At 53.2% G+C, this 21,721-nt stretch carries 20 protein-coding genes; 13 read left to right on the top strand and 7 right to left on the bottom strand.

What is annotated here, in order from left to right; translation table 11 throughout:
* Positions 1 to 2 precede the first annotated feature (2 nt).
* From murD to mutT, 12 genes are all read left to right on the top strand, one after another.
* Positions 3 to 1,319 (top strand): UDP-N-acetylmuramoyl-L-alanine--D-glutamate ligase, encoded by a 1,317-nt coding sequence (murD, locus tag HV302_RS20500; RefSeq protein ID WP_016151695.1) that lies wholly within the window; start codon positions 3 to 5, stop codon positions 1,317 to 1,319.
* Entirely contained in the window at positions 1,319 to 2,563 is a 1,245-nt protein-coding gene (gene ftsW / locus HV302_RS20495) for a cell division protein FtsW (protein WP_016151696.1), read from the top strand. The genes murD and ftsW overlap by 1 nt, the downstream gene beginning before the upstream one ends.
* Entirely contained in the window at positions 2,560 to 3,627 is a 1,068-nt protein-coding gene (gene murG / locus HV302_RS20490; protein WP_181626515.1) for an undecaprenyldiphospho-muramoylpentapeptide beta-N-acetylglucosaminyltransferase, read from the top strand. The genes ftsW and murG overlap by 4 nt, the downstream gene beginning before the upstream one ends.
* Positions 3,628 to 3,678: 51 nt before the next feature.
* A complete protein-coding gene (murC, locus tag HV302_RS20485) occupies positions 3,679 to 5,154 on the top strand; it encodes a UDP-N-acetylmuramate--L-alanine ligase (protein ID WP_016151698.1) in 1,476 nt (491 codons plus the stop codon).
* A complete protein-coding gene (locus HV302_RS20480) occupies positions 5,147 to 6,067 on the top strand; it encodes a D-alanine--D-alanine ligase (RefSeq protein ID WP_181626514.1) in 921 nt (306 codons plus the stop codon). Before murC ends, HV302_RS20480 begins: the two co-directional genes overlap by 8 nt.
* Position 6,068: 1 nt before the next feature.
* Positions 6,069 to 6,902 (top strand): cell division protein FtsQ, encoded by an 834-nt coding sequence (gene ftsQ, locus HV302_RS20475; protein WP_003018758.1) that lies wholly within the window; start codon positions 6,069 to 6,071, stop codon positions 6,900 to 6,902.
* Positions 6,899 to 8,161 (top strand): cell division protein FtsA, encoded by a 1,263-nt coding sequence (gene ftsA, locus HV302_RS20470; RefSeq protein WP_003018755.1) that lies wholly within the window; start codon positions 6,899 to 6,901, stop codon positions 8,159 to 8,161. The genes ftsQ and ftsA overlap by 4 nt, the downstream gene beginning before the upstream one ends.
* 186 nt (positions 8,162 to 8,347) lie before the next feature.
* Complete coding sequence (gene ftsZ, locus HV302_RS20465) at positions 8,348 to 9,499, top strand: cell division protein FtsZ (RefSeq protein ID WP_003018753.1); 1,152 nt, start codon at positions 8,348 to 8,350, stop codon at positions 9,497 to 9,499.
* Between the two features lie 100 nt (positions 9,500 to 9,599).
* Complete coding sequence (gene lpxC / locus HV302_RS20460) at positions 9,600 to 10,517, top strand: UDP-3-O-acyl-N-acetylglucosamine deacetylase (RefSeq protein ID WP_006686706.1); 918 nt, start codon at positions 9,600 to 9,602, stop codon at positions 10,515 to 10,517.
* Between the two features lie 285 nt (positions 10,518 to 10,802).
* Positions 10,803 to 11,309: a secA translation cis-regulator SecM gene (gene secM, locus HV302_RS20455; RefSeq protein WP_029139762.1), complete on the top strand. Its 507-nt coding sequence runs from the start codon at positions 10,803 to 10,805 to the stop codon at positions 11,307 to 11,309.
* 60 nt (positions 11,310 to 11,369) lie between these two features.
* Positions 11,370 to 14,075, top strand: coding sequence for a preprotein translocase subunit SecA (secA, locus tag HV302_RS20450; protein ID WP_181626513.1), 2,706 nt, complete (start codon positions 11,370 to 11,372; stop codon positions 14,073 to 14,075).
* 56 nt (positions 14,076 to 14,131) lie between these two features.
* Positions 14,132 to 14,521, top strand: a complete 390-nt coding sequence (gene mutT, locus HV302_RS20445; protein WP_046275370.1) for an 8-oxo-dGTP diphosphatase MutT — start codon at positions 14,132 to 14,134, stop codon at positions 14,519 to 14,521.
* An 88-nt stretch (positions 14,522 to 14,609) separates the two neighbouring features.
* On the opposite strand, the gene yacG is transcribed toward mutT, so the two are convergent.
* From yacG to coaE, 3 genes are read right to left on the bottom strand one after another with little or no spacing between them, the layout of a single operon-like run.
* On the bottom strand, positions 14,610 to 14,804 hold the full coding sequence (yacG, locus tag HV302_RS20440) for a DNA gyrase inhibitor YacG (protein WP_016151704.1): 195 nt from the start codon (positions 14,802 to 14,804) through the stop codon (positions 14,610 to 14,612).
* Positions 14,805 to 14,813: 9 nt separating this feature from the next.
* A complete protein-coding gene (zapD, locus tag HV302_RS20435; protein ID WP_016151705.1) occupies positions 14,814 to 15,557 on the bottom strand; it encodes a cell division protein ZapD in 744 nt (247 codons plus the stop codon).
* Positions 15,557 to 16,177 (bottom strand): dephospho-CoA kinase, encoded by a 621-nt coding sequence (gene coaE / locus HV302_RS20430; RefSeq protein ID WP_046275369.1) that lies wholly within the window; start codon positions 16,175 to 16,177, stop codon positions 15,557 to 15,559. The genes zapD and coaE overlap by 1 nt, the downstream gene beginning before the upstream one ends.
* Before the next feature lie 225 nt (positions 16,178 to 16,402).
* On the opposite strand from coaE, the gene HV302_RS20425 reads away from it, so the two are divergent.
* Positions 16,403 to 17,446 (top strand): GMP reductase, encoded by a 1,044-nt coding sequence (locus HV302_RS20425; protein ID WP_003829510.1) that lies wholly within the window; start codon positions 16,403 to 16,405, stop codon positions 17,444 to 17,446.
* A gap of 55 nt (positions 17,447 to 17,501) precedes the next feature.
* Here HV302_RS20425 and hofC read toward each other — a convergent pair whose 3' ends face one another.
* From hofC to nadC, 4 genes are all read right to left on the bottom strand, one after another.
* Entirely contained in the window at positions 17,502 to 18,704 is a 1,203-nt protein-coding gene (hofC, locus tag HV302_RS20420; protein WP_181626512.1) for a protein transport protein HofC, read from the bottom strand.
* Positions 18,694 to 20,079 (bottom strand): type II secretion system protein GspE, encoded by a 1,386-nt coding sequence (gene gspE, locus HV302_RS20415; RefSeq protein ID WP_181598586.1) that lies wholly within the window; start codon positions 20,077 to 20,079, stop codon positions 18,694 to 18,696. Before gspE ends, hofC begins: the two co-directional genes overlap by 11 nt.
* Positions 20,080 to 20,088: 9 nt before the next feature.
* On the bottom strand, positions 20,089 to 20,526 hold the full coding sequence (ppdD, locus tag HV302_RS20410) for a prepilin peptidase-dependent pilin (RefSeq protein ID WP_016151710.1): 438 nt from the start codon (positions 20,524 to 20,526) through the stop codon (positions 20,089 to 20,091).
* A 242-nt stretch (positions 20,527 to 20,768) separates the two neighbouring features.
* Entirely contained in the window at positions 20,769 to 21,662 is an 894-nt protein-coding gene (gene nadC / locus HV302_RS20405) for a carboxylating nicotinate-nucleotide diphosphorylase (protein WP_016151711.1), read from the bottom strand.
* Positions 21,663 to 21,721: the final 59 nt, after the last annotated feature.

Here is a 21,721-nt window from a genome sequence, read left to right as displayed (position 1 = left end):
TCATGGCTGATTACCAGGGTAAAAAAGTCGTCATTATCGGTCTGGGTTTGACCGGGCTGTCCTGCGTGGATTTCTTCCTGGCGCGTGGCGTGACGCCGCGCGTAATGGATACCCGCGCGACGCCGCCGGGCCTGGACAAATTACCGGAAGCGGTTGAGCGTCATGTTGGCAGTCTGAATGATGACTGGCTGCTGGCCGCTGATCTTATTGTCGCCAGCCCTGGTATTGCCCTGGCGCATCCTTCGTTGAGCGCCGCCGCCGATGCGGGAATTGAAATTGTCGGCGACATTGAGCTGTTCTGTCGCGAAGCACAGGCACCGATCGTCGCGATCACCGGTTCCAACGGGAAAAGCACAGTCACTACGCTGGTAGGTGAGATGGCGAAAGCGGCCGGTGTGAACGTGGGGGTTGGCGGTAATATTGGCCTGCCCGCGCTGATGCTGCTGGATGACGAACGTGAGCTGTATGTTCTGGAATTGTCGAGCTTCCAACTGGAAACGACCTCCAGCTTACAAGCCGTAGCCGCTACCATTTTGAACGTCACCGAAGACCATATGGACAGATATCCGTTTGGCTTGCAGCAGTACCGTGCGGCCAAACTGCGCGTCTATGAAAACGCGAAAGTGTGTGTGGTCAACGCTGATGATGCGCTGACCATGCCGGTTCGCGGGGCGGATGAGCGTTGCGTGAGCTTTGGCATCAACATGGGTGACTATCACCTGAACCGTCAGCAGGGCGAAACCTGGCTGCGAGTGAAGGGTGAAAAAGTTCTTAACGTGAAAGAGATGACGCTTTCCGGTCAGCATAACTATACCAACGCCCTGGCTGCGCTGGCGCTGGCGGATGCTGCGGGTCTGCCGCGGGCGTCGAGCCTTAAAGCGCTGACCACGTTTACCGGTCTGGCGCACCGTTTCCAGACTGTGCTTGAGCACAACGGCGTGCGCTGGATTAACGATTCTAAAGCCACCAACGTCGGCAGCACTGAAGCCGCGCTGAATGGCCTGCACGTTGACGGTACGTTGCACCTGCTGCTGGGTGGCGACGGGAAATCCGCTGACTTTACGCCGCTGCAACGATATCTGACCGGCGACAACATTCGTCTGTACTGCTTTGGTCGCGATGGCGCGCAGCTTGCCGCTCTGCGACCTGACGTTACGGAACAAACTGAAACCATGGAGCAGGCAATGCGTCTGCTCGCACCGCGCGTGAAGTCGGGCGATATGGTGCTGCTGTCGCCCGCCTGCGCCAGCCTCGACCAGTTCAAGAACTTTGAGCAACGCGGTGACGTCTTTACCCGCCTGGCGAAGGAGTTGGGTTGATGCGCTTATCTCTCCCTCGTCTGAGAATGCCGCGCTTACCGGGACTGGGTATCCTGGCGTGGGTCTTCGCGGCACTTAAAGGCTGGGTGATGGCTTCGCGTGATAAAGACGCGGACAGCCTGATCATGTATGACCGCATGCTGCTGTGGTTGACCTTTGGTCTGGCAGCGATCGGTTTTGTGATGGTGACATCGGCATCGATGCCCGTAGGACAACGTCTGGCGGGCGATCCTTTCCTGTTTGCTAAGCGTGACGCACTGTACATCTTCCTCGCCTTCTGCCTGGCGATGGTGACGCTGCGTCTGCCGATGGAGTTCTGGCAAAAGTACAGTACGACGATGCTGATAGCCTCGATCATCATGCTGCTGATTGTGCTGGTGGTGGGTAGCTCCGTTAACGGGGCGTCGCGCTGGATTGCGCTGGGGCCGCTGCGTATTCAGCCTGCGGAATTTACCAAGCTGTCGCTGTTCTGTTACCTCGCCAACTACCTGGTGCGTAAAGTTGATGAAGTGCGTAACAACCTGCGCGGTTTCTTAAAACCGATGGGCGTGATCCTGGTGCTGGCTATTTTACTGCTGGCACAGCCTGACCTTGGTACGGTGGTAGTGCTGTTTGTCACTACCCTGGCGATGCTGTTTCTCGCCGGAGCGAAACTGTGGCAGTTCATTGCCATCATTGGCATGGGGATTTCAGCGGTCGTGCTGCTGATCCTTGCCGAACCGTATCGTATTCGCCGCGTAACCTCCTTCTGGAACCCATGGGAAGATCCGTTCGGCAGTGGCTACCAGTTGACGCAATCCCTGATGGCCTTTGGTCGCGGTGAGGTTTGGGGGCAGGGCTTAGGTAATTCAGTCCAAAAACTGGAGTATTTACCAGAAGCGCACACCGACTTCATCTTCGCCATCATTGGGGAAGAGCTGGGTTATATCGGTGTGGTATTGGCACTTTTAATGGTATTCTTCGTCGCTTTTCGCGCGATGTCGATTGGCCGTAAGGCGTTGGAAATTGACCACCGTTTTTCAGGCTTTTTAGCCTGCTCAATCGGGATCTGGTTTAGCTTCCAGGCACTGGTAAACGTCGGTGCGGCGGCGGGTATGCTGCCAACCAAAGGTCTGACGCTGCCGCTGATCAGTTATGGTGGTTCAAGTTTGTTGATTATGTCGACGGCCATCATGTTTTTGTTACGTATTGATTATGAAACGCGTCTGGAAAAAGCCCAGGCGTTTACACGAGGTGCACGATGAGTGGTCAACCGAAGCGGTTAATGGTGATGGCGGGCGGTACCGGCGGGCATGTGTTCCCGGGGCTGGCAGTCGCGCACCATTTAATGGCCCAGGGCTGGCAGGTTCGTTGGCTGGGCACCGCCGATCGTATGGAAGCGGACTTAGTGCCGAAACACGGCATTGAAATTGACTTTATTCGTATCTCCGGTTTGCGTGGTAAAGGCGTCAATGCGCTGCTGGCTGCACCTGTGCGTATTTTTAATGCCTGGCGTCAGGCGCGCGCCATCATGAAGCAGTTTAAACCCGATGTGGTGCTGGGTATGGGCGGCTACGTGTCTGGCCCTGGCGGTCTGGCGGCCTGGTCATTAGGTATTCCGGTTGTACTGCATGAGCAGAACGGCATTGCGGGATTAACTAACAAATGGCTGGCGAAGATTGCCACTACGGTGATGCAGGCTTTTCCTGGCGCTTTCCCGAATGCGGAAGTGGTGGGCAACCCGGTGCGCACTGACGTGCTGGCGCTGCCGTTGCCAAAAGTGCGCCTGGCCGGGCGTGAAGGTCCGGTTCGTGTGTTGGTCGTCGGGGGATCTCAGGGCGCACGCGTACTGAACCAGACGATGCCGCAGGTTGCCGCAAAGCTTGGCGGCGCGGTGACTATCTGGCATCAGAGCGGCAAAGGCGCGCAGCAGACCGTTGAACAGGCGTATGCCGACGCGGGACAACCGCAGCACAAGGTCACTGAGTTTATTGATGATATGGCAGTGGCCTACGCGTGGGCTGATGTCGTGGTTTGTCGCTCAGGCGCGCTGACGGTGAGCGAAATTGCCGCCGCAGGTTTGCCTGCGCTGTTTGTGCCGTTCCAGCACAAAGACAGACAGCAGTATTGGAATGCGCTGCCGCTGGAGAAAGCGGGCGCCGCCAAAATTCTGGAGCAGCCGCAGTTTACTGTGGATGCCGTCGCCAGCACCCTTGCCGGGTGGTCGCGAGAAACGTTATTAACCATGGCAGAACGTGCGCGCGCCGCATCCATACCGGATGCCACAGAGCGCGTTGCAAATGAAGTGAGCCGGGCTGCCCGGGCGTAATTGTGGTGATGCCTTTTGCATCGCATGAACTAAGAAGTTAATGGCTAAAGAATGAATACACAACAACTGGCAAAACTGCGTTCCATCGTGCCCGAAATGCGTCGCGTTCGGCACATTCACTTTGTCGGCATCGGTGGTGCTGGTATGGGCGGTATTGCCGAAGTTTTGGCCAATGAAGGTTATCAGATCAGCGGTTCTGACTTAGCGCCGAATCCTGTGACGCAGCAGTTGACGAATCTGGGTGCCACGATTTTCTTCAACCATCGCCCGGAAAACGTGCGCGATGCGAGCGTGGTGGTGGTATCCAGCGCTATTTCTGCGGATAACCCGGAAATTGTTGCAGCGCATGAGGCACGTATTCCGGTGATTCGTCGTGCTGAAATGCTGGCGGAGTTAATGCGTTTTCGTCACGGTATTGCTATTGCCGGGACGCACGGTAAAACCACGACCACGGCAATGGTCTCCAGCATCTACGCGGAAGCGGGTCTGGATCCCACTTTTGTCAACGGCGGTCTGGTGAAGGCCGCTGGCGTGCATGCGCGCCTGGGTCATAGCCGTTATTTGATTGCCGAAGCGGACGAGAGCGACGCGTCGTTCCTGCATTTGCAGCCGATGGTGGCGATTGTCACCAATATCGAAGCCGATCATATGGATACCTACCATGGCGACTTCGAAAATTTAAAGCAGACGTTTATTAATTTCCTGCATAACTTGCCGTTTTATGGCCGTGCGGTGATGTGCGTTGACGATCCGGTGATCCGCGAACTGTTACCGCGAGTTGGCCGTCAAACCACAACCTATGGTTTCAGTGATGATGCCGATGTGCGCGTTGAAGATTACCAGCAGATTGGTCCACAAGGACACTTCACGCTGGTGCGTCAGGGGATGGCCGATTTACGTGTTACGTTAAACGCGCCGGGTCGTCACAATGCACTGAACGCGGCGGCGGCAGTGGCGGTCGCGACGGAAGAAGGTATTGAAGACGACGCTATTCTGCGCGCGCTGGAAAGTTTCCAGGGTACCGGACGTCGTTTTGACTTCCTCGGCGAATTCCCGCTTGAGCCGGTGAACGGTAAAGCCGGAACCGCGATGCTGGTTGATGATTATGGCCACCACCCAACGGAAGTGGACGCTACGATTAAAGCCGCGCGCGCGGGTTGGCCGGACAAAAACCTGGTGATGCTGTTCCAGCCGCACCGGTTTACGCGTACTCGCGATCTGTACGACGACTTTGCCAACGTGCTGACCCAGGTCGATGCGCTGTTGATGCTGGATGTGTATGCCGCGGGCGAAGCCGCGATTCCGGGTGCCGACAGCCGCTCGTTGTGCCGTACGATTCGTGGCCGCGGTAAGATCGATCCGATTCTGGTATCCGATCCGGCCCAGGTGGCAGAAATGCTGGCACCCGTATTAACCGGCAACGATCTGATTTTGGTGCAGGGCGCTGGAAATATCGGCAAAATCGCGCGTTCCTTAGCTGAAATCAAACTGAAGCCGCAAAACCCGGAGGAAGAACAACATGGCTGATAAAATCGCGGTCCTGTTAGGGGGAACCTCCGCTGAGCGTGAAGTATCGCTGAATTCAGGCGCGGCCGTACTGGCAGGATTACGCGAAGGTGGTGTAGATGCCCATCCGGTTGACCCCAAAGAGGTCGATGTCACTCTTTTGAAATCTATGGGGTTTCAGAAGGTGTTTATTGCGCTGCACGGCCGTGGCGGTGAAGATGGCACATTGCAGGGCATGCTGGAGCTGATTGGCCTGCCGTATACCGGCAGCGGCGTCATGGCTTCCGCGATTTCAATGGACAAACTGCGCAGCAAGCTGCTGTGGCAGGGCGCAGGTTTACCCGTCGCCCCATGGGTTGCGCTGACCCGCGCTGAGTTCGAAAAAGGTCTTATCGATGAAGCAGTTACAAAAATTTCTGCGTTAGGCTTGCCGTTGATTGTAAAGCCAAGCCGTGAAGGTTCCAGCGTAGGGATGTCAAAAGTTGAAGAAGAAAATGCTTTGCAGGGTGCATTAGTATTGGCTTTTCAGCATGATGAAGAAGTACTGATTGAAAAATGGCTCAGTGGCCCGGAATTTACAGTTGCGATACTTGGCGAAGAAATTTTACCGTCAATACGTATCCAACCCGCGGGAACCTTCTATGATTATGAGGCGAAGTATCTCTCTGATGAGACACAATATTTCTGCCCTGCTGGTCTGGAAGTCGAACAAGAAGCCTTTTTACAGGAATTAGTCCTGAAAGCGTGGACCGCATTGGGCTGTAAAGGTTGGGGTCGCATTGACGTCATGCTGGACAGCGATGGCCAGTTTTATCTGCTGGAAGCGAATACCTCTCCGGGTATGACCAGCCACAGCCTGGTGCCGATGGCGGCGCGTCAGGCGGGCCTGAGCTTCTCGCAGTTGGTGGTAAGAATTCTGGAGTTGGCGGACTGATATGTCGCAGGCTGCGCTGAACACGCGAAACGGTGATGAAGAAGAAGTAAACTCCTCACGCCGCAATAATGGAACGCGTCTTGCAGGAATACTGTTCCTGCTGACAGTGCTGTGCACCGTGTTTGTCAGCGGCTGGGTAGTGTTGGGATGGATGGAAGATGCGCAGCGCCTGCCATTGTCAAAACTGGTGTTAACCGGCGAACGGCATTACACGCGCAATGACGATATCCGTCAGTCCATCCTGGCGCTGGGCGCTCCGGGAACATTTATGACTCAGGATGTGAACATCATCCAGAGTCAGATTGAACGCCTCCCCTGGATCAAACAGGCGAGCGTCAGAAAGCAATGGCCTGATGAATTGAAGATTCATCTGGTTGAATATGTGCCAATAGCGCGTTGGAATGACCAACATATGGTGGATGCCGAAGGAAATACCTTCAGTGTCCCAACCGGTCGGGCCAATAAGCAGGTATTACCTATGTTGTACGGACCGGAAGGCAGCGCAAGTGAAGTGCTGCAAGGGTTCCGCGATATGGGGCAGGTGCTGGCTAAGGACAGATTCACCCTGAAGGAAGCGGCAATGACCGCTCGTCGTTCCTGGCAGTTGACGCTGAATAACGATATTAAGCTGAATCTGGGCAGGGGCGATACGATAAAACGTTTGGCTCGCTTTGTGGAACTCTACCCGGTTTTACAGCAGCAGGCGCAAACCGATGGCAAACGGATTAGCTACGTTGATTTGCGTTATGACTCAGGAGCGGCAGTAGGCTGGGTTCCCTTGCCTCCTGAGGAATCTAATCAGCAACAGAATCAGGCACAGGCAGAACAACAATGATCAAGGCGACGGACAGAAAACTGGTAGTTGGACTGGAGATTGGCACCGCGAAGGTAGCCGCTTTAGTAGGGGAAGTTCTGCCCGACGGTATGGTCAATATCATTGGCGTGGGCAGTTGCCCATCGCGAGGTATGGATAAAGGCGGGGTGAATGACCTTGAGTCAGTGGTGAAGTGCGTACAGCGCGCCATTGACCAGGCTGAACTGATGGCAGATTGCCAGATCTCTTCAGTGTATCTGGCGCTTTCCGGTAAACATATTAGCTGTCAGAATGAAATTGGTATGGTGCCCATTTCCGAAGAGGAAGTGACGCAGGAAGATGTGGAAAACGTGGTACATACGGCAAAATCCGTACGCGTTCGCGATGAACATCGTGTTCTGCACGTCATCCCGCAGGAATACGCCATCGACTACCAGGAAGGTATCAAAAATCCGGTCGGTCTTTCCGGTGTGCGTATGCAGGCAAAAGTCCATCTTATTACCTGCCACAACGACATGGCGAAGAATATTGTCAAAGCCGTTGAACGTTGTGGTCTGAAAGTTGACCAACTGATTTTTGCCGGGTTGGCAGCCAGTTATTCCGTATTGACGGAAGATGAACGTGAACTGGGTGTCTGCGTGGTGGATATTGGTGGTGGTACAATGGACATCGCCGTTTATACTGGCGGGGCGTTGCGCCACACTAAAGTTATCCCTTATGCAGGGAATGTCGTGACCAGCGATATCGCGTATGCCTTTGGTACGCCGCCGAGCGATGCTGAAGCCATCAAAGTGCGTCATGGCTGCGCACTGGGTTCCATCGTGGGTAAAGACGAGAGCGTTGAAGTGCCAAGCGTTGGTGGTCGTCCGCCGCGTAGCCTGCAACGTCAGACTCTGGCAGAGGTCATTGAGCCGCGTTATACCGAGCTGCTCAACCTGGTCAACGAAGAAATTTTGCAATTACAAGAACAGCTTCGCCAGCAGGGTGTGAAACATCATCTGGCGGCGGGGATTGTGTTAACCGGCGGTGCTGCGCAAATTGAAGGTCTTGCGGCCTGCGCACAGCGCGTGTTCCATACACAAGTACGTATTGGCGCACCGCTGAATATTACCGGTCTGACGGATTATGCCCAGGAGCCGTATTATTCAACGGCGGTGGGGCTGCTGCACTACGGGAAAGAATCCCATTTAAGTGGTGAGGCTGAAGTAGAAAAGCGCGTAACTGCCTCGGTCGGATCGTGGATCAAGCGACTGAATAGCTGGTTACGTAAAGAGTTTTAATTTTTAAAGAGACCGACGCAAATTAACGGTCTCAGGCGACAGGCACTACACAAAGTCATTCAAGTTGCATCGCGGCGGCAACTGAGCGAATCTCCTGGAGCATAGTTTACTATGTCACGGGAGTGAGTGAAGGCAGCCAACAAAGAGGCGGCTTGAAGGATGAAGTGTAAAACGGAGAGAGAAACTATGTTTGAACCTATGGAACTAACCAACGACGCGGTGATTAAAGTCATCGGCGTCGGTGGCGGCGGCGGTAATGCCGTTGAACACATGGTGCGTGAGCGCATCGAAGGTGTTGAATTCTTCGCGGTGAATACCGACGCTCAGGCGTTGCGTAAAACGGCGGTTGGACAGACCATTCAGATTGGTAGCGGCATCACCAAAGGTCTGGGCGCGGGTGCAAACCCGGAAGTCGGTCGTAATGCGGCAGACGAAGATCGCGAAGCTCTGCGCGCAGCGCTTGACGGTGCAGACATGGTGTTTATCGCAGCTGGCATGGGCGGCGGTACCGGTACCGGTGCAGCGCCAGTGGTAGCTGAAGTCGCAAAAGATTTAGGTATTCTGACCGTTGCTGTCGTGACTAAGCCTTTCAACTTTGAAGGCAAGAAGCGTATGGCATTCGCGGAGCAGGGTATCACCGAGCTGTCCAAACACGTGGACTCTCTGATCACTATCCCTAACGACAAGCTGCTGAAAGTACTGGGCCGTGGTATCTCCCTGCTGGATGCATTTGGCGCAGCGAACGACGTGCTGAAAGGCGCAGTCCAGGGTATCGCTGAACTGATTACTCGTCCAGGCCTGATGAACGTCGACTTTGCAGACGTGCGCACCGTGATGTCCGAAATGGGCTACGCGATGATGGGTTCTGGCGTGGCGAGCGGTGAAGACCGTGCAGAAGAAGCGGCTGAAATGGCTATCTCTTCTCCGCTGCTGGAAGATATCGATCTGTCCGGCGCACGCGGCGTGCTGGTTAACATTACTGCGGGCTTCGACCTGCGTCTGGATGAGTTCGAAACCGTGGGTAACACGATTCGTGCCTTTGCATCGGATAACGCAACTGTGGTTATCGGTACCTCTCTGGACCCGGATATGAACGACGAATTGCGCGTGACCGTTGTTGCGACTGGAATTGGTATGGACAAGCGTCCTGAAATCACTCTGGTGACCAACAAACAGGTACAGCAGCCGGTAATGGATCGTTACCAGCAGCACGGTATGGCGCCGTTGACGCAAGAGCAGAAACCGGTAGCGAAAGTGGTTAACGACAATACGCCGCAAACCACGAAAGAGCCGGATTATCTGGATATCCCTGCATTCCTGCGTAAGCAAGCTGATTAAGAATTAGCTGGAATTTGGGAATTGTGGCTCTTTGTGCTAAACTGGCCCACCGAATGTATAGTACACTTCGGTTGGATAGGTAATTTGGCGAGATTATACGATGATCAAACAAAGGACTCTTAAACGTATCGTTCAGGCGACTGGCGTCGGTTTGCATACCGGCAAAAAAGTCACCCTGACATTACGCCCTGCGCCGGCCAACACCGGGGTCATCTATCGTCGCACCGACTTGAATCCTCCGGTAGATTTCCCGGCCGATGCCAAATCTGTGCGTGATACCATGCTCTGTACGTGTTTGGTCAATGAGCATGATGTGCGGATTTCAACCGTAGAGCACCTTAATGCTGCTCTGGCGGGCTTAGGTATCGATAACATCGTTATTGAAGTTAACGCCCCGGAAATCCCGATTATGGATGGCAGTGCCGCTCCGTTCGTTTACCTGCTGCTTGATGCAGGTATTGAAGAACTGAGCAGCGCCAAAAAATTTGTTCGCATCAAAGAGACCGTTCGTGTCGAAGATGGCGATAAGTGGGCTGAGTTTAAGCCGTATAATGGTTTTACGTTGGATTTCACCATCGACTTTAACCATCCGGCGATCGACTCCAGCACGCAGCGCTACGCGATGAACTTCTCTGCGGATGCGTTCATGCGCCAGATCAGCCGCGCGCGTACTTTCGGCTTCATGCGTGATATCGAATATCTGCAGTCCCGCGGCCTGTGCCTGGGCGGCAGCTTCGATTGTGCCATCGTTGTTGACGATTATCGCGTATTGAACGAAGACGGCCTGCGTTTTGAAGACGAATTCGTTCGTCACAAAATGCTCGACGCGATTGGTGACTTGTTCATGTGTGGTCACAACATTATTGGTGCATTCACCGCGTATAAATCCGGTCATGCACTGAATAACAAACTATTGCAGGCAGTCCTGGCAAAACAGGAAGCTTGGGAATATGTGACCTTCCAGGACGATGCAGAACTGCCGTTGGCGTTCAAAGCACCTTCGACTGTACTGGCATAACGACATACGCTGTCGCATAAATTCGACTGGTAAATCTGGCACTCTCTCCGGCCAGGTGAGCCAGTCGTTTTTTTATCTTTCGATTGCAAAACCACCTTATCTGAAGCGACTTTTTCCCCACCAACAGATTAAAACACCGTTCGATCGCTGCTTTCTTAAGCATATTTACCCGCGACTTGCTGTCATTACTGCTGTGGAGCGTACGCTTTAATGGTAATATTTATGCGCAAAAAAATGGTTTTGCATTTGTAACCCCAAACGCAGGGTATATCAGGTGGCAATAACGTGAGTGGAATACTGACGCGTTGGCGACAGTTAGGCAGACGGTACTTCTGGCCGCATCTCCTGTTGGGGATGGTCGCGGCTAGTTTTGGCCTGCCTGCGCTCGGTAATGCTGCTGAACCTAATACTCCCGCGAAGGCGACCGCCAGCAATCACGATCAATCTGCCAAAGTTAACTTTAGCCAGCTTGCTTTGCTGGAGGCGACCAATCGCCGCCCGAATTTTACCGTTGACTACTGGCATCAGCATGCCATTCGTACGGTCATTCGCCATCTTTCTTTTGCTATGGCTCCTCAGGCGCTGCCTGTTGCCGAAGAGCCGTTGCCAATCCAGGCGCACCATCTTGCGTTACTGAATACGCTCAGCGCGATGCTGACGCAAGAAGGCAGACCGCCCGCGACCGTGAGTCGCGTGACATATGCCCATTTTACCTCTCAGGCCGCATTTAGCGTTCCGGTCTGGATCAGCCAGCTGCAGGGTATCCGCGCTGGCCCTCAACGCCTCAGCTAAAAAAGAACCTTCCAACTTATAATTTTTGACTCCGCACCGCGGGGCGTTTGAGATTTTATTATGCTAATCAAATTATTAACAAAAGTATTCGGTAGCCGTAACGAGCGTACGCTGCGTCGTATGCGTAAAGTGGTCAATGTCATCAATGCAATGGAACCGGAGATGGAAAAACTCTCCGATGATGAACTGAAAGCGAAGACCGCTGAATTCCGCGCCCGTCTGGAAAAAGGCGCCAGCGTTGAAAGCCTGATCCCGGAAGCGTTCGCGGTGGTCCGCGAAGCGAGTAAGCGTGTGTTCGGCATGCGTCATTTCGACGTACAGCTGCTGGGTGGTATGGTGCTTAACGATCGCTGCATCGCGGAAATGCGTACCGGTGAAGGTAAAACCCTGACCGCAACGCTGCCAGCCTACCTTAACGCATTAAGCGGGAAGGGTGTACACGTGGTTACCGTGAACGACTACCTGGCTCAGCGTGACGCCGAAAATAACCGCCCGCTGTTTGAATTCCTCGGCATGACCGTGGGTATCAACATGTCTGGCCTGCCTGCGCCAGCCAAGCGTGAAGCCTACAATGCCGATATTACTTACGGTACCAACAACGAATACGGCTTTGACTACCTGCGCGACAACATGGCGTTTAGCCCGGAAGAGCGCGTTCAGCGTAAACTGCACTATGCGCTGGTCGATGAAGTCGACTCCATCCTGATCGATGAAGCGCGTACGCCGCTGATCATTTCCGGTCCGGCTGAAGACAGCTCGGAAATGTATAAAAAAGTGAACAAAATCATCCCGCACCTGATTCGTCAGGAGAAGGACGATTCCGACACGTTCCAGGGGGAAGGCCACTTCTCTGTTGATGAGAAAGCGCGCCAGGTCAACCTGACCGAACGTGGTCTGGTACTGATTGAAGAGCTGTTGGTTAACGAAGGCATTATGGATGAGGGCGAGTCGCTGTACTCTCCGGGCAACATTATGCTGATGCACCACGTGACTGCTGCACTGCGCGCGCACGTGCTGTTTACCCGCGACGTTGACTATATCGTGAAAGACGGTGAAGTTATCATCGTTGACGAACACACCGGTCGTACCATGCAGGGCCGCCGCTGGTCCGATGGTCTGCACCAGGCTGTTGAAGCCAAAGAAGGCGTAGATATCCAAAACGAGAACCAGACGCTGGCATCTATTACCTTCCAGAACTACTTCCGTTTGTACGAAAAACTGGCCGGTATGACCGGTACAGCAGATACTGAAGCCTTTGAATTCAGCTCCATCTACAAACTGGATACCGTTGTTGTGCCGACCAACCGCCCGATGATCCGTAAGGATTTACCGGATCTGGTGTACATGACTGAAGCGGAAAAAATTCAGGCGATCATTGAAGATATTAAAGAGCGTACCGCAAATGGCCAGCCGGTGCTGGTTGGTACTATCTCTATTGAAAAATCGGAAGTGGTTTCTAACGAGCTGAACAAGGCGGGTATCAAACACAACGTTCTGAACGCCAAGTTCCACGCCAACGAAGCCGCAATAGTCGCCCAGGCGGGTTATCCGTCCGCAGTGACTATCGCGACAAACATGGCAGGTCGTGGTACCGATATCGTGCTGGGTGGTAGCTGGCAGGCGGAAATTGCCGAGCTGGAAGACCCGACTCCAGAACAAATCGCGCAGATCAAAGCCGAGTGGCAGGTTCGCCATGATGCGGTATTAGCAGCAGGTGGTTTACATATTATCGGTACCGAGCGTCACGAATCTCGTCGTATAGATAACCAGCTGCGTGGTCGTTCTGGTCGTCAGGGGGATGCGGGGTCTTCTCGTTTCTATCTGTCGATGGAAGATGCGCTGATGCGTATTTTTGCTTCTGACCGCGTGTCCGGCATGATGCGTAAACTGGGCATGAAGCCTGGTGAAGCGATTGAACACCCGTGGGTGACTAAAGCGATTGCAAACGCGCAGCGTAAAGTAGAAAGCCGCAACTTCGATATTCGTAAGCAACTGCTGGAATATGATGACGTTGCCAATGACCAGCGTCGCGCAATCTACACCCAGCGTAACGAACTGCTGGACGTAACTGACGTTAGCGAAACCATTAATAGCATCCGTGAGGATGTCTTCAAAGCGACGATTGATGCCTATATTCCGCCGCAGTCTCTGGAAGAAATGTGGGATATCCCGGGTCTGCAGGAACGTCTGAAAAACGACTTCGATCTGGAAATGCCTATTTCAGAGTGGCTGGATAAAGAGCCTGAGCTGCATGAGGAAACGCTGCGCGAACGTATTCTGGCAAACGCCATCGAAGTTTATCAGCGTAAAGAAGAAGTTGTGGGCGCGGAGATGATGCGTCACTTCGAAAAAGGCGTGATGCTGCAAACTCTCGATTCTCTGTGGAAAGAGCACCTTGCGGCGATGGACTACCTGCGTCAGGGTATCCACCTGCGTGGTTATGCGCAAAAAGATCCGAAGCAGGAATACAAGCGTGAATCCTTCTCTATGTTTGCATCAATGCTGGAATCACTGAAGTACGAAGTGATCAGTACCCTGAGCAAAGTTCAGGTACGTATGCCTGAAGAAGTAGAAGCGATGGAGCAGCAACGTCGTGAAGACGCTCAACGTTTAGCGCAGATGCAGCAGTTGAGCCATAAAGGTGATGATTCTGCCGCGGCAGAAGAGCTGGCAGCACAAACTGGCGATCGTAAAGTGGGCCGTAACGATCCGTGTCCTTGCGGTTCCGGCAAAAAGTACAAACAGTGCCATGGCCGCCTGAGTTAAGAAAATAACTTACTGAAAAGGCGCAGAATTCTGCGCCTTTTTTATGGACGATAAAGATGAAAATACTGCAGATCGCCGTCGGGATTATTCGCAACCAGCACCATGAAATTTTTATAACCCAGCGTGCGGCTGATGCCCACATGGCAAATAAGCTGGAGTTCCCCGGCGGGAAAATTGAAGCGGGCGAAACGCCGGAGCAGGCGCTGATTCGCGAGTTACAGGAAGAAGTAGGCATTACGCCGACTCAAAGCTCACTGTTCGAAAAGCTGGAGTACCAGTTTCCGGACCGGCATATCACTCTGTGGTTCTGGCTGGTTGAAAGCTGGGAAGGCGAACCGTGGGGGAAAGAGGGGCAACCGGCGCAGTGGATTGCGCAAGATGCTCTGAATGCAGAAGATTTTCCGCCTGCGAATGCGCCGGTAATTGAAAAGCTGATTGCTGGATAATGGTGTTCGTAGGCCGGATTAGGCAACCCCACCATCCGGCAAATTAGGGCGGGGTTGCTAAGCTTGCCCGCCCTACGTTTTAGCTGAATTACTTCTGCTCTTCACTCCAGTCGTCGTTTTCCGACAGATCACCAGAGCTGGGGATACGTTTCTCTTCTGCGGCCCACTCACCCAGATCGATTAACTGGCAGCGCTTGCTGCAGAATGGGCGAAACGGGCTGACTTCACCCCACACTACGGGTTTGCCGCAGGTTGGGCAGTTGACGATGGTTTGTTCAGACATGTTGACTCCTTAACAGCACGCCAGATCAAAATCGAGACGCTCAGGCACCTGGCCATTCTCGCTATCCAGCGGCATAAAGCGAATAGCAAAGCGGCTCTTATGACCAGAAATTTGCGGATAAAGCTGCGAATCAAGCGGCAGCTGCAAGCGAAGCAGATCGGCATCTTCGCCGTTGTCCTGATAAAAACCATTCAAGCTGGTTTGCTTACGGAATGGCGCAGAGTTGCGAATTAAATCCAGCACCAGCGACAGTGCCTGATTGAGCGGATTCAGACTTGCAAGCCAGGTTTCAACCTGCGCGTCGCGATGCGACTGCGGTAGATGTAACCAAATATGCAGGGTCGGCAGATCGAAGCTGCAGCATCCGCCAGGAATGCTTAAACGCTGACGTACAAGGCCAATCAGACGATCTTCGCGCAGCGTCTGTCCAATACGCGGAGCCGAAATAAGAATGCTGCCCGCGCTTTTTAACTGCTGGCGCAATGCGTCGATCCTGTTTTGATCGACGCCGGGAACTTCAACCCAGGCCTGGAGTTTACGCTGTTGTCTTTCCAGCTCTTTGAGGAGTTCGGTACGGACTTCGCCGCGTTCAAAGACATCCAGTAAGTCCCCGATGTTGCGGAAAAAATGCAGTGCGCCTGCATGGTCCGCTATGGGTACATTAACGGAGAGCTGTTGGATTAAAAACTCTATGCGCAGCCATGTACGCATCTTCTCATTGAGAGGGTGTTCAAAAAGGACCTGGGTGTGCATTACGGTTTTTCCTGTGAGACAAACTGCAACGCGCATTGCAGATAGAGCGCGTGCAGGCGGGCGACATCCGAGGCGATGGCCTCCGGTGCGCCATTATTATCAATAACATCGTCTGCCACGGCCAGACGCGCTTCGCGCGTTGCCTGGGCAGCAAGAATTTGTTCAACATGCTCACGCGTGACGTCATCGCGCTGCATAGTGCGTCTGAGCTGTGTCTCGGGAGTAACATCCACCACGAGTACGCGGTTGGCTTTTTTATACAGCGAATTTTCCACCAGCAAAGGTACAACCCACAACAGATAAGGGGAGGTTGCTTGCTGAAACTGGCGCTGCGTTTCCTGCTGAATAAGCGGATGGAGCAGGGCATTCAGCCAGCTTTTCTCCTCAGGACTGGAAAAAATGCGTTCGCGTAAAATGCGTCGCTGCAACGATCCGTCGGTAGCTATAACTTCGGTACCAAAATGTTCTTCGATCGCCTTAAGGGCTGGGGTACCGGGTTCAACCACCTGGCGCGCAATAATATCTGCATCAATGACGTTTATTCCGAGGTCTGCGAACGCATTTGCAACGGTACTTTTACCACTGCCAATGCCACCGGTTAAGGCTACCGTATACCTCATAGATGCAGATCCTGGAGTTTAAGTTTGATTATCAAACAGTTAAAAGTTAAGCGTGCGACGGCGAGGTTGCTGCAGGATTAACCTACTATTCGCCAGGTAAATTTATGGGATTGTAGCGTAAAAAAAGAGAATTTCGCAGTCTTGCGCGGCATTGATTAGTGCGTATGATAGCGTCACTGGAGTTGTGAGTTTCGATTTTTCGCCATTAACCCCAGGAATCCGCACATGCGTATCGAAGAAGATCTGAAGTTAGGTTTCAAAGACGTTCTTATCCGCCCTAAGCGTTCTACTCTCAAAAGCCGTTCCGATGTTGAGCTGGAACGTCAATTTACCTTTAAGCACTCAGGTCAGACCTGGTCCGGCGTACCCATTATTGCCGCGAACATGGACACTGTCGGGACGTTTGCCATGGCAACGGCGCTGGCATCCTTCGACATCCTGACTGCGGTACACAAACACTATTCTGTTGAAGACTGGGCTGCTTTCATCGCAGAGAGCTCTGCTGATGTGCTCAAACACGTAATGGTTTCAACCGGCACCTCTGACGCAGATTTCGAAAAAACCAAACAGATTCTGGCGCTCAACCCGGCGCTGAACTTTATCTGCATTGATGTGGCAAATGGCTACTCAGAGCATTTTGTTCAGTTTGTGTCGAAAGCGCGTGAAGCATGGCCGACAAAAACAATTTGTGCGGGCAATGTGGTTACTGGAGAAATGTGTGAAGAGCTGGTACTTTCCGGCGCGGACATTGTTAAAGTCGGCATTGGCCCGGGTTCTGTATGTACCACACGTGTAAAAACCGGCGTTGGCTACCCACAGCTTTCTGCGGTTATTGAATGTGCCGATGCAGCTCACGGTCTGGGCGGCATGATTGTCAGTGACGGCGGCTGCACAATGCCGGGTGACGTGGCAAAAGCGTTCGGCGGTGGCGCGGACTTCGTTATGCTCGGCGGTATGTTGGCCGGTCATGAAGAAAGCGGCGGCAAAATTGTTGAAGAGAACGGTGAGAAATTCATGCTGTTCTACGGCATGAGCTCTGAATCAGCCATGACGCGTCACGTTGGTGGTGTTGCACAATACCGCGCTGCGGAAGGTAAAACAGTTAAGTTGCCTCTGCGTGGCCCGGTTGATAACACTGCACGCGATATCCTTGGCGGCCTGCGTTCTGCCTGTACCTATGTCGGTGCATCTCGCCTGAAAGAACTGACCAAACGTACAACGTTTATTCGTGTACAGGAACAAGAAAACCGCGTTTTCAATAGCCTGTAAGAACAGGTAGTACTATGACATGCCGGATAAGCTGTGCGCCATCCGGCATTTGAATTTATCCCACCCCGCTCATCGCATCTCCTAAATGAAAAATCGGCAAATACATCGCAACGACCAGCGTACCGATTATCAGCCCCGTAATGACCAGTAACGCAGGCTCTAGTAGTGCAGCCAGATTCTCTGCCTGAGACAATGTTTTCTCGCCGTGGTGATGGGCGAGATTACGCAGCATTGTATCCAGCGAGCCGGAAGCCTCACCTGTTCTGACCAACTGTATGCACAATGGGCTGAATTCACCGCAATTTTTTAGCGCTAACCAGACCGGTTTTCCGGCGCTGATGTCGTGATGTACCTGCGCTAAGCGTTGCGACCAGAAAGGGTTGGCCAGCGTTTCAGTGACGCTCTCAAGACCTTGCAGAAAAGGAATACCTGCATTTTGCGTTAACGCCAGAACAGTGAAGATCTGCGTGAGTTTTTGCCCTCTCACCATCGGTCCTATGACCGGGAAGCCGAGCAGCAATTTCTGGCGCAGAGTGAGCCAGTATGGCTTCTGCTTCATCAGGTGATATGCCGCACCCACTACCAGGCTGAATGCTCCCGCCAGCCATCCCCATTGGCTGCTAAAATGCGCGATGGCAATAATCCACTGAGTGAGTGCCGGTAGCGGGGTGTTAAACGACTGGTAAATAGCGGCAAACTCAGGGAGTACAAACTGCAGCATCGCGAACACCACCATCACCGCCATCGTGATAATGAAAATCGGATAGCGTAGAGCTTTTTTAACTTTATCCGCCAGTTGCTGTTGATTCTTTTGCTGGCGGGCGAGTTCAAAGCAGCAGTCGTCCAGCTTACCCGTAAGCTCTCCGGTACGGATCATTGCCTGATAAAGAGGCGGAAAAACGTGTTGCCACTGAGATAGCGAGGTGGAGAGAGAAATACCCTGTTCCATATCGTGAGCCAGCGTGCGCAGTAGCGCTTGCCATTGGCTGCTGGGATGCTGTTCAGCCAGCAAAGCTAAACTTGCCGAGAGTGTTAGCCCTGCTTTCAGCAACGTCGCCAGTTGATGTATGGTTTCAGCGCTTTTTTCACGGCTACATTGTGAGGCTTTTACACGCATACGATTAATGCGCAGCGGCGTAATATGCCGTTGCTCGAGAGCAAGTATCAATGAGGGGCGGGTATCGGCCCAAAGTACGCCTTCCAGTGGATTACCTTCGTTGCTAATACCTTGCCAGCGCCAAAGCAGTTTAGCTGACATGGGGCATGCCCAGTACGCGTACCAACTCTTCAAATGTTGTTAACCCTTGTTCGACGGCCTTGCAACCATTTTCGAAAAGCGTGCTCATCCCCAGTTGCTGAGCATTCGATTCCACTCCGTCTACGGACGTACCGTTGGCGATGCTCTGGCGCAATGCAGGTGTAACGGGGAGAACTTCAAACAATGCCGTACGGCCATAAAATCCGTGATAGCAATGTTGGCAGCCCGGAGCCTGCCAACTAGGCAGTGGCGTAGGCCAGATCGCTTCCGGGAGCATGATCGACGTTTCCAGACGTTGTCGGCAATGGGGACACAATTTTCTCACCAACCGCTGCGCAATAACGAGCGTCAGCGCGGAGGCGATCATCCAGCGTGCAACCCCCATTTGCTGCAAGCGTATAAGTGTTTCTGTAGTGGAATTGGTATGCAGTGTTGATAGAACCAGATGACCGGTTTGTGCGGCTTTAAGGGCTATTTCGGCCGTTTCGCCATCACGGATTTCACCCACCATGATAATGTCGGGATCCTGACGCAGCAGCGCGCGCAATACTCCCTGAAAAGTGAGACCGGCACGTGGATGAATTTGTGTTTGGTTAAGACCTGCAATCGGGATCTCGACTGGATCTTCCACGCTACAGAGGTTAACGTCCGGAGTGTTTCGGGTCTGCAGCGCACTGTACAGCGTGACCGTTTTACCGCTTCCGGTTGGTCCGGTGACCAGAATCAGCCCCTGAGGCTGCTGCAACGCTTGTGAAAATGCTGCCAACTGCGCGTCCTGCATTCCCAGCGCGGTGATTTCCAGCGCTTGATCGACCTGATGCAGTAGCCGTAGCACCACTTTTTCGCCGAAACGACAGGGCAGGGTGGCGATGCGAAACGAGACCGGCTCTTCTGAAATCTCAACGGTAAATTGGCCGTCTTGCGCAAGTCGGTGCTCGGCAATATCCAGACTGCCTAAAACTTTTAGTCTGGCAGTGATGGCGATACCCATCTCGGTCGTGACGTCCGGTAAAGCATGCAGTACGCCATCCACACGTAATCTGATTCGATAGTGATTTTCCGCTGGCTCAAAATGAATATCAGAAGCCCGTTGCACCAGGGCGGATTGAAACGTCTGATTCAGCAAATCTGCTGCGCTGGCGCTGCTTTTCGTGACCACTGCCGGGAGCATTTTCTGTGGCGTATGCGTGTGGCCTTCCATTTGTTGACGCGTCCAGCAGACGATGTCGATACGTCGGGTGGTGGCAAAATGCAGTGCGTCCAGCAATTCGTGGGATGGAGCGTCCACGACGGCGATGTGCACCACTTCATTGTCTGCATCCAGTAATATTCCCTGATGACGTTGGCACAGCGCCGTAAGTTGGGTGGTATTCATCTCTTTTCCTTAATTGATATCGAAACGGAAAACGTCTTCACAGGCCTGTTGCAATGCGCTGTCATTCTGGATAACGCAGTTACGGCTCCAGCCGGTAATACCGTTGGCATTGTCCCAACCCGGCGTCATGGTGATGCTTAACCCGTTCAGGCTTTCTTGTCCGCTGAGGCTGACCACCCCTTTTTCAACGCTCATGGCTGAGACATAACGGGTGGTGGCTGGAGAAGGGATGCCATTCGTTCCGGCATCACAGGTTGTTGTTCCGCCATGCTCCAGCGCACAGAGCTCAACCGCCGTGCGATAGGGAACAAAGGTTTGCAGCATGTCTGTTAACGCGGCTTTGCGCAGATAGTTTTGATAAGCCGGAATACCGATGGCGCTAAGGATGGCAATAATGCCAATGACCACCATGAGTTCGATAAGTGTGAAGCCTCGTTGCTTGTCCATCGTTCGCTCCTTGAGTTAGCTGGCGCTACTTTGGCAAACGCTCGGGGTCACGGCGAGAGGCAAAAAACAGAACGGGAAGGCGGGTTCCGAGGATTTTTATGAAATTACAGAGTCAGACAACGTATTTGCGAAGAGGCTCGAAGAAACAGCCGTATGGCGGCGTAAACGCTTATCCGGCCGATAGAAAAACCGGCGTGATGGGCCCGATAAGTGAAAGTACTATCGGGCTAAACCATCAGTAATTAGCGAAAACGCATAGAGAGATCGAGCGCGCGAACATGCTTGGTCAGCGCGCCAACAGAGATGAAATCCACGCCGGTTTCAGCAAATTCGCGCAGAGTTTCATGAGTGACGTTACCCGACACTTCCAGACGCGCCTGGCCGTTGGTGCGTTTTACCGCTTCCCGCATTTGGTCAGTTTCGAAGTTATCGAGCATGATGATGTCGGCCCCTGCTTTCAGCGCGTCGTCCAGTTCATCCAGGCTTTCTACTTCGACTTCAACCGGCACATCCGGGTGCAGCCAGAAGGCTTTTTCAACGGCCTGACGTACCGAACCTGAAGCAATAATGTGGTTTTCTTTAATCAGGAAAGCGTCAGAAAGGCCCAGACGATGATTCGCGCCGCCGCCGCATAATACGGCGTATTTCAGCGCGGTACGCAGCCCCGGCAGAGTTTTACGTGTATCCAGCAGTTGGGTTTTTGTTCCCGCCAGCAGGTCGACATATTTACGCACCTCGCTCGCCACACCCGAAAGCGTCTGTACAAAATTAAGCGCGGTACGTTCGCCGGTTAGCAGCACGCGGGAAGGGCCGTCCAGTTCAAATAGCGGCTGATTGGCCTTAATGCTGTCGCCATCTTCGACATGCCAGGTGATGTTGACATCATCGCCAGCCAGTTGAATAAAGACCTCTTCCACCCAACGTTTTCCACAAAAAACGCCATCTTCGCGGGTGATCACGGTGGCGTGGGAGCGCATCTCCGCGGGTAAAAGCTGTGCGGTGATATCGTTATTGGCATCAACTTCTCCGCCTAAATCTTCACGCAGCGCCTGAGCTACAGCGGCAGGGATATCCAGATTTATGCGTTCCAACAGCGCGTCACGTCGGTAGTCAGGGTTATAGCGGCGAGGCGGCATGATAAAACTCCAAATTGCTAACGAATCATAAGGTGGAAACATGCTACCCTGAACCTGAT

The organism is Citrobacter sp. RHBSTW-00859 (genome assembly GCF_013729795.1).
Taxonomy (GTDB): Bacteria; Pseudomonadota; Gammaproteobacteria; order Enterobacterales; family Enterobacteriaceae; genus Citrobacter; species Citrobacter braakii.
This window is presented reverse-complemented; position numbering and strand designations above follow the sequence as displayed.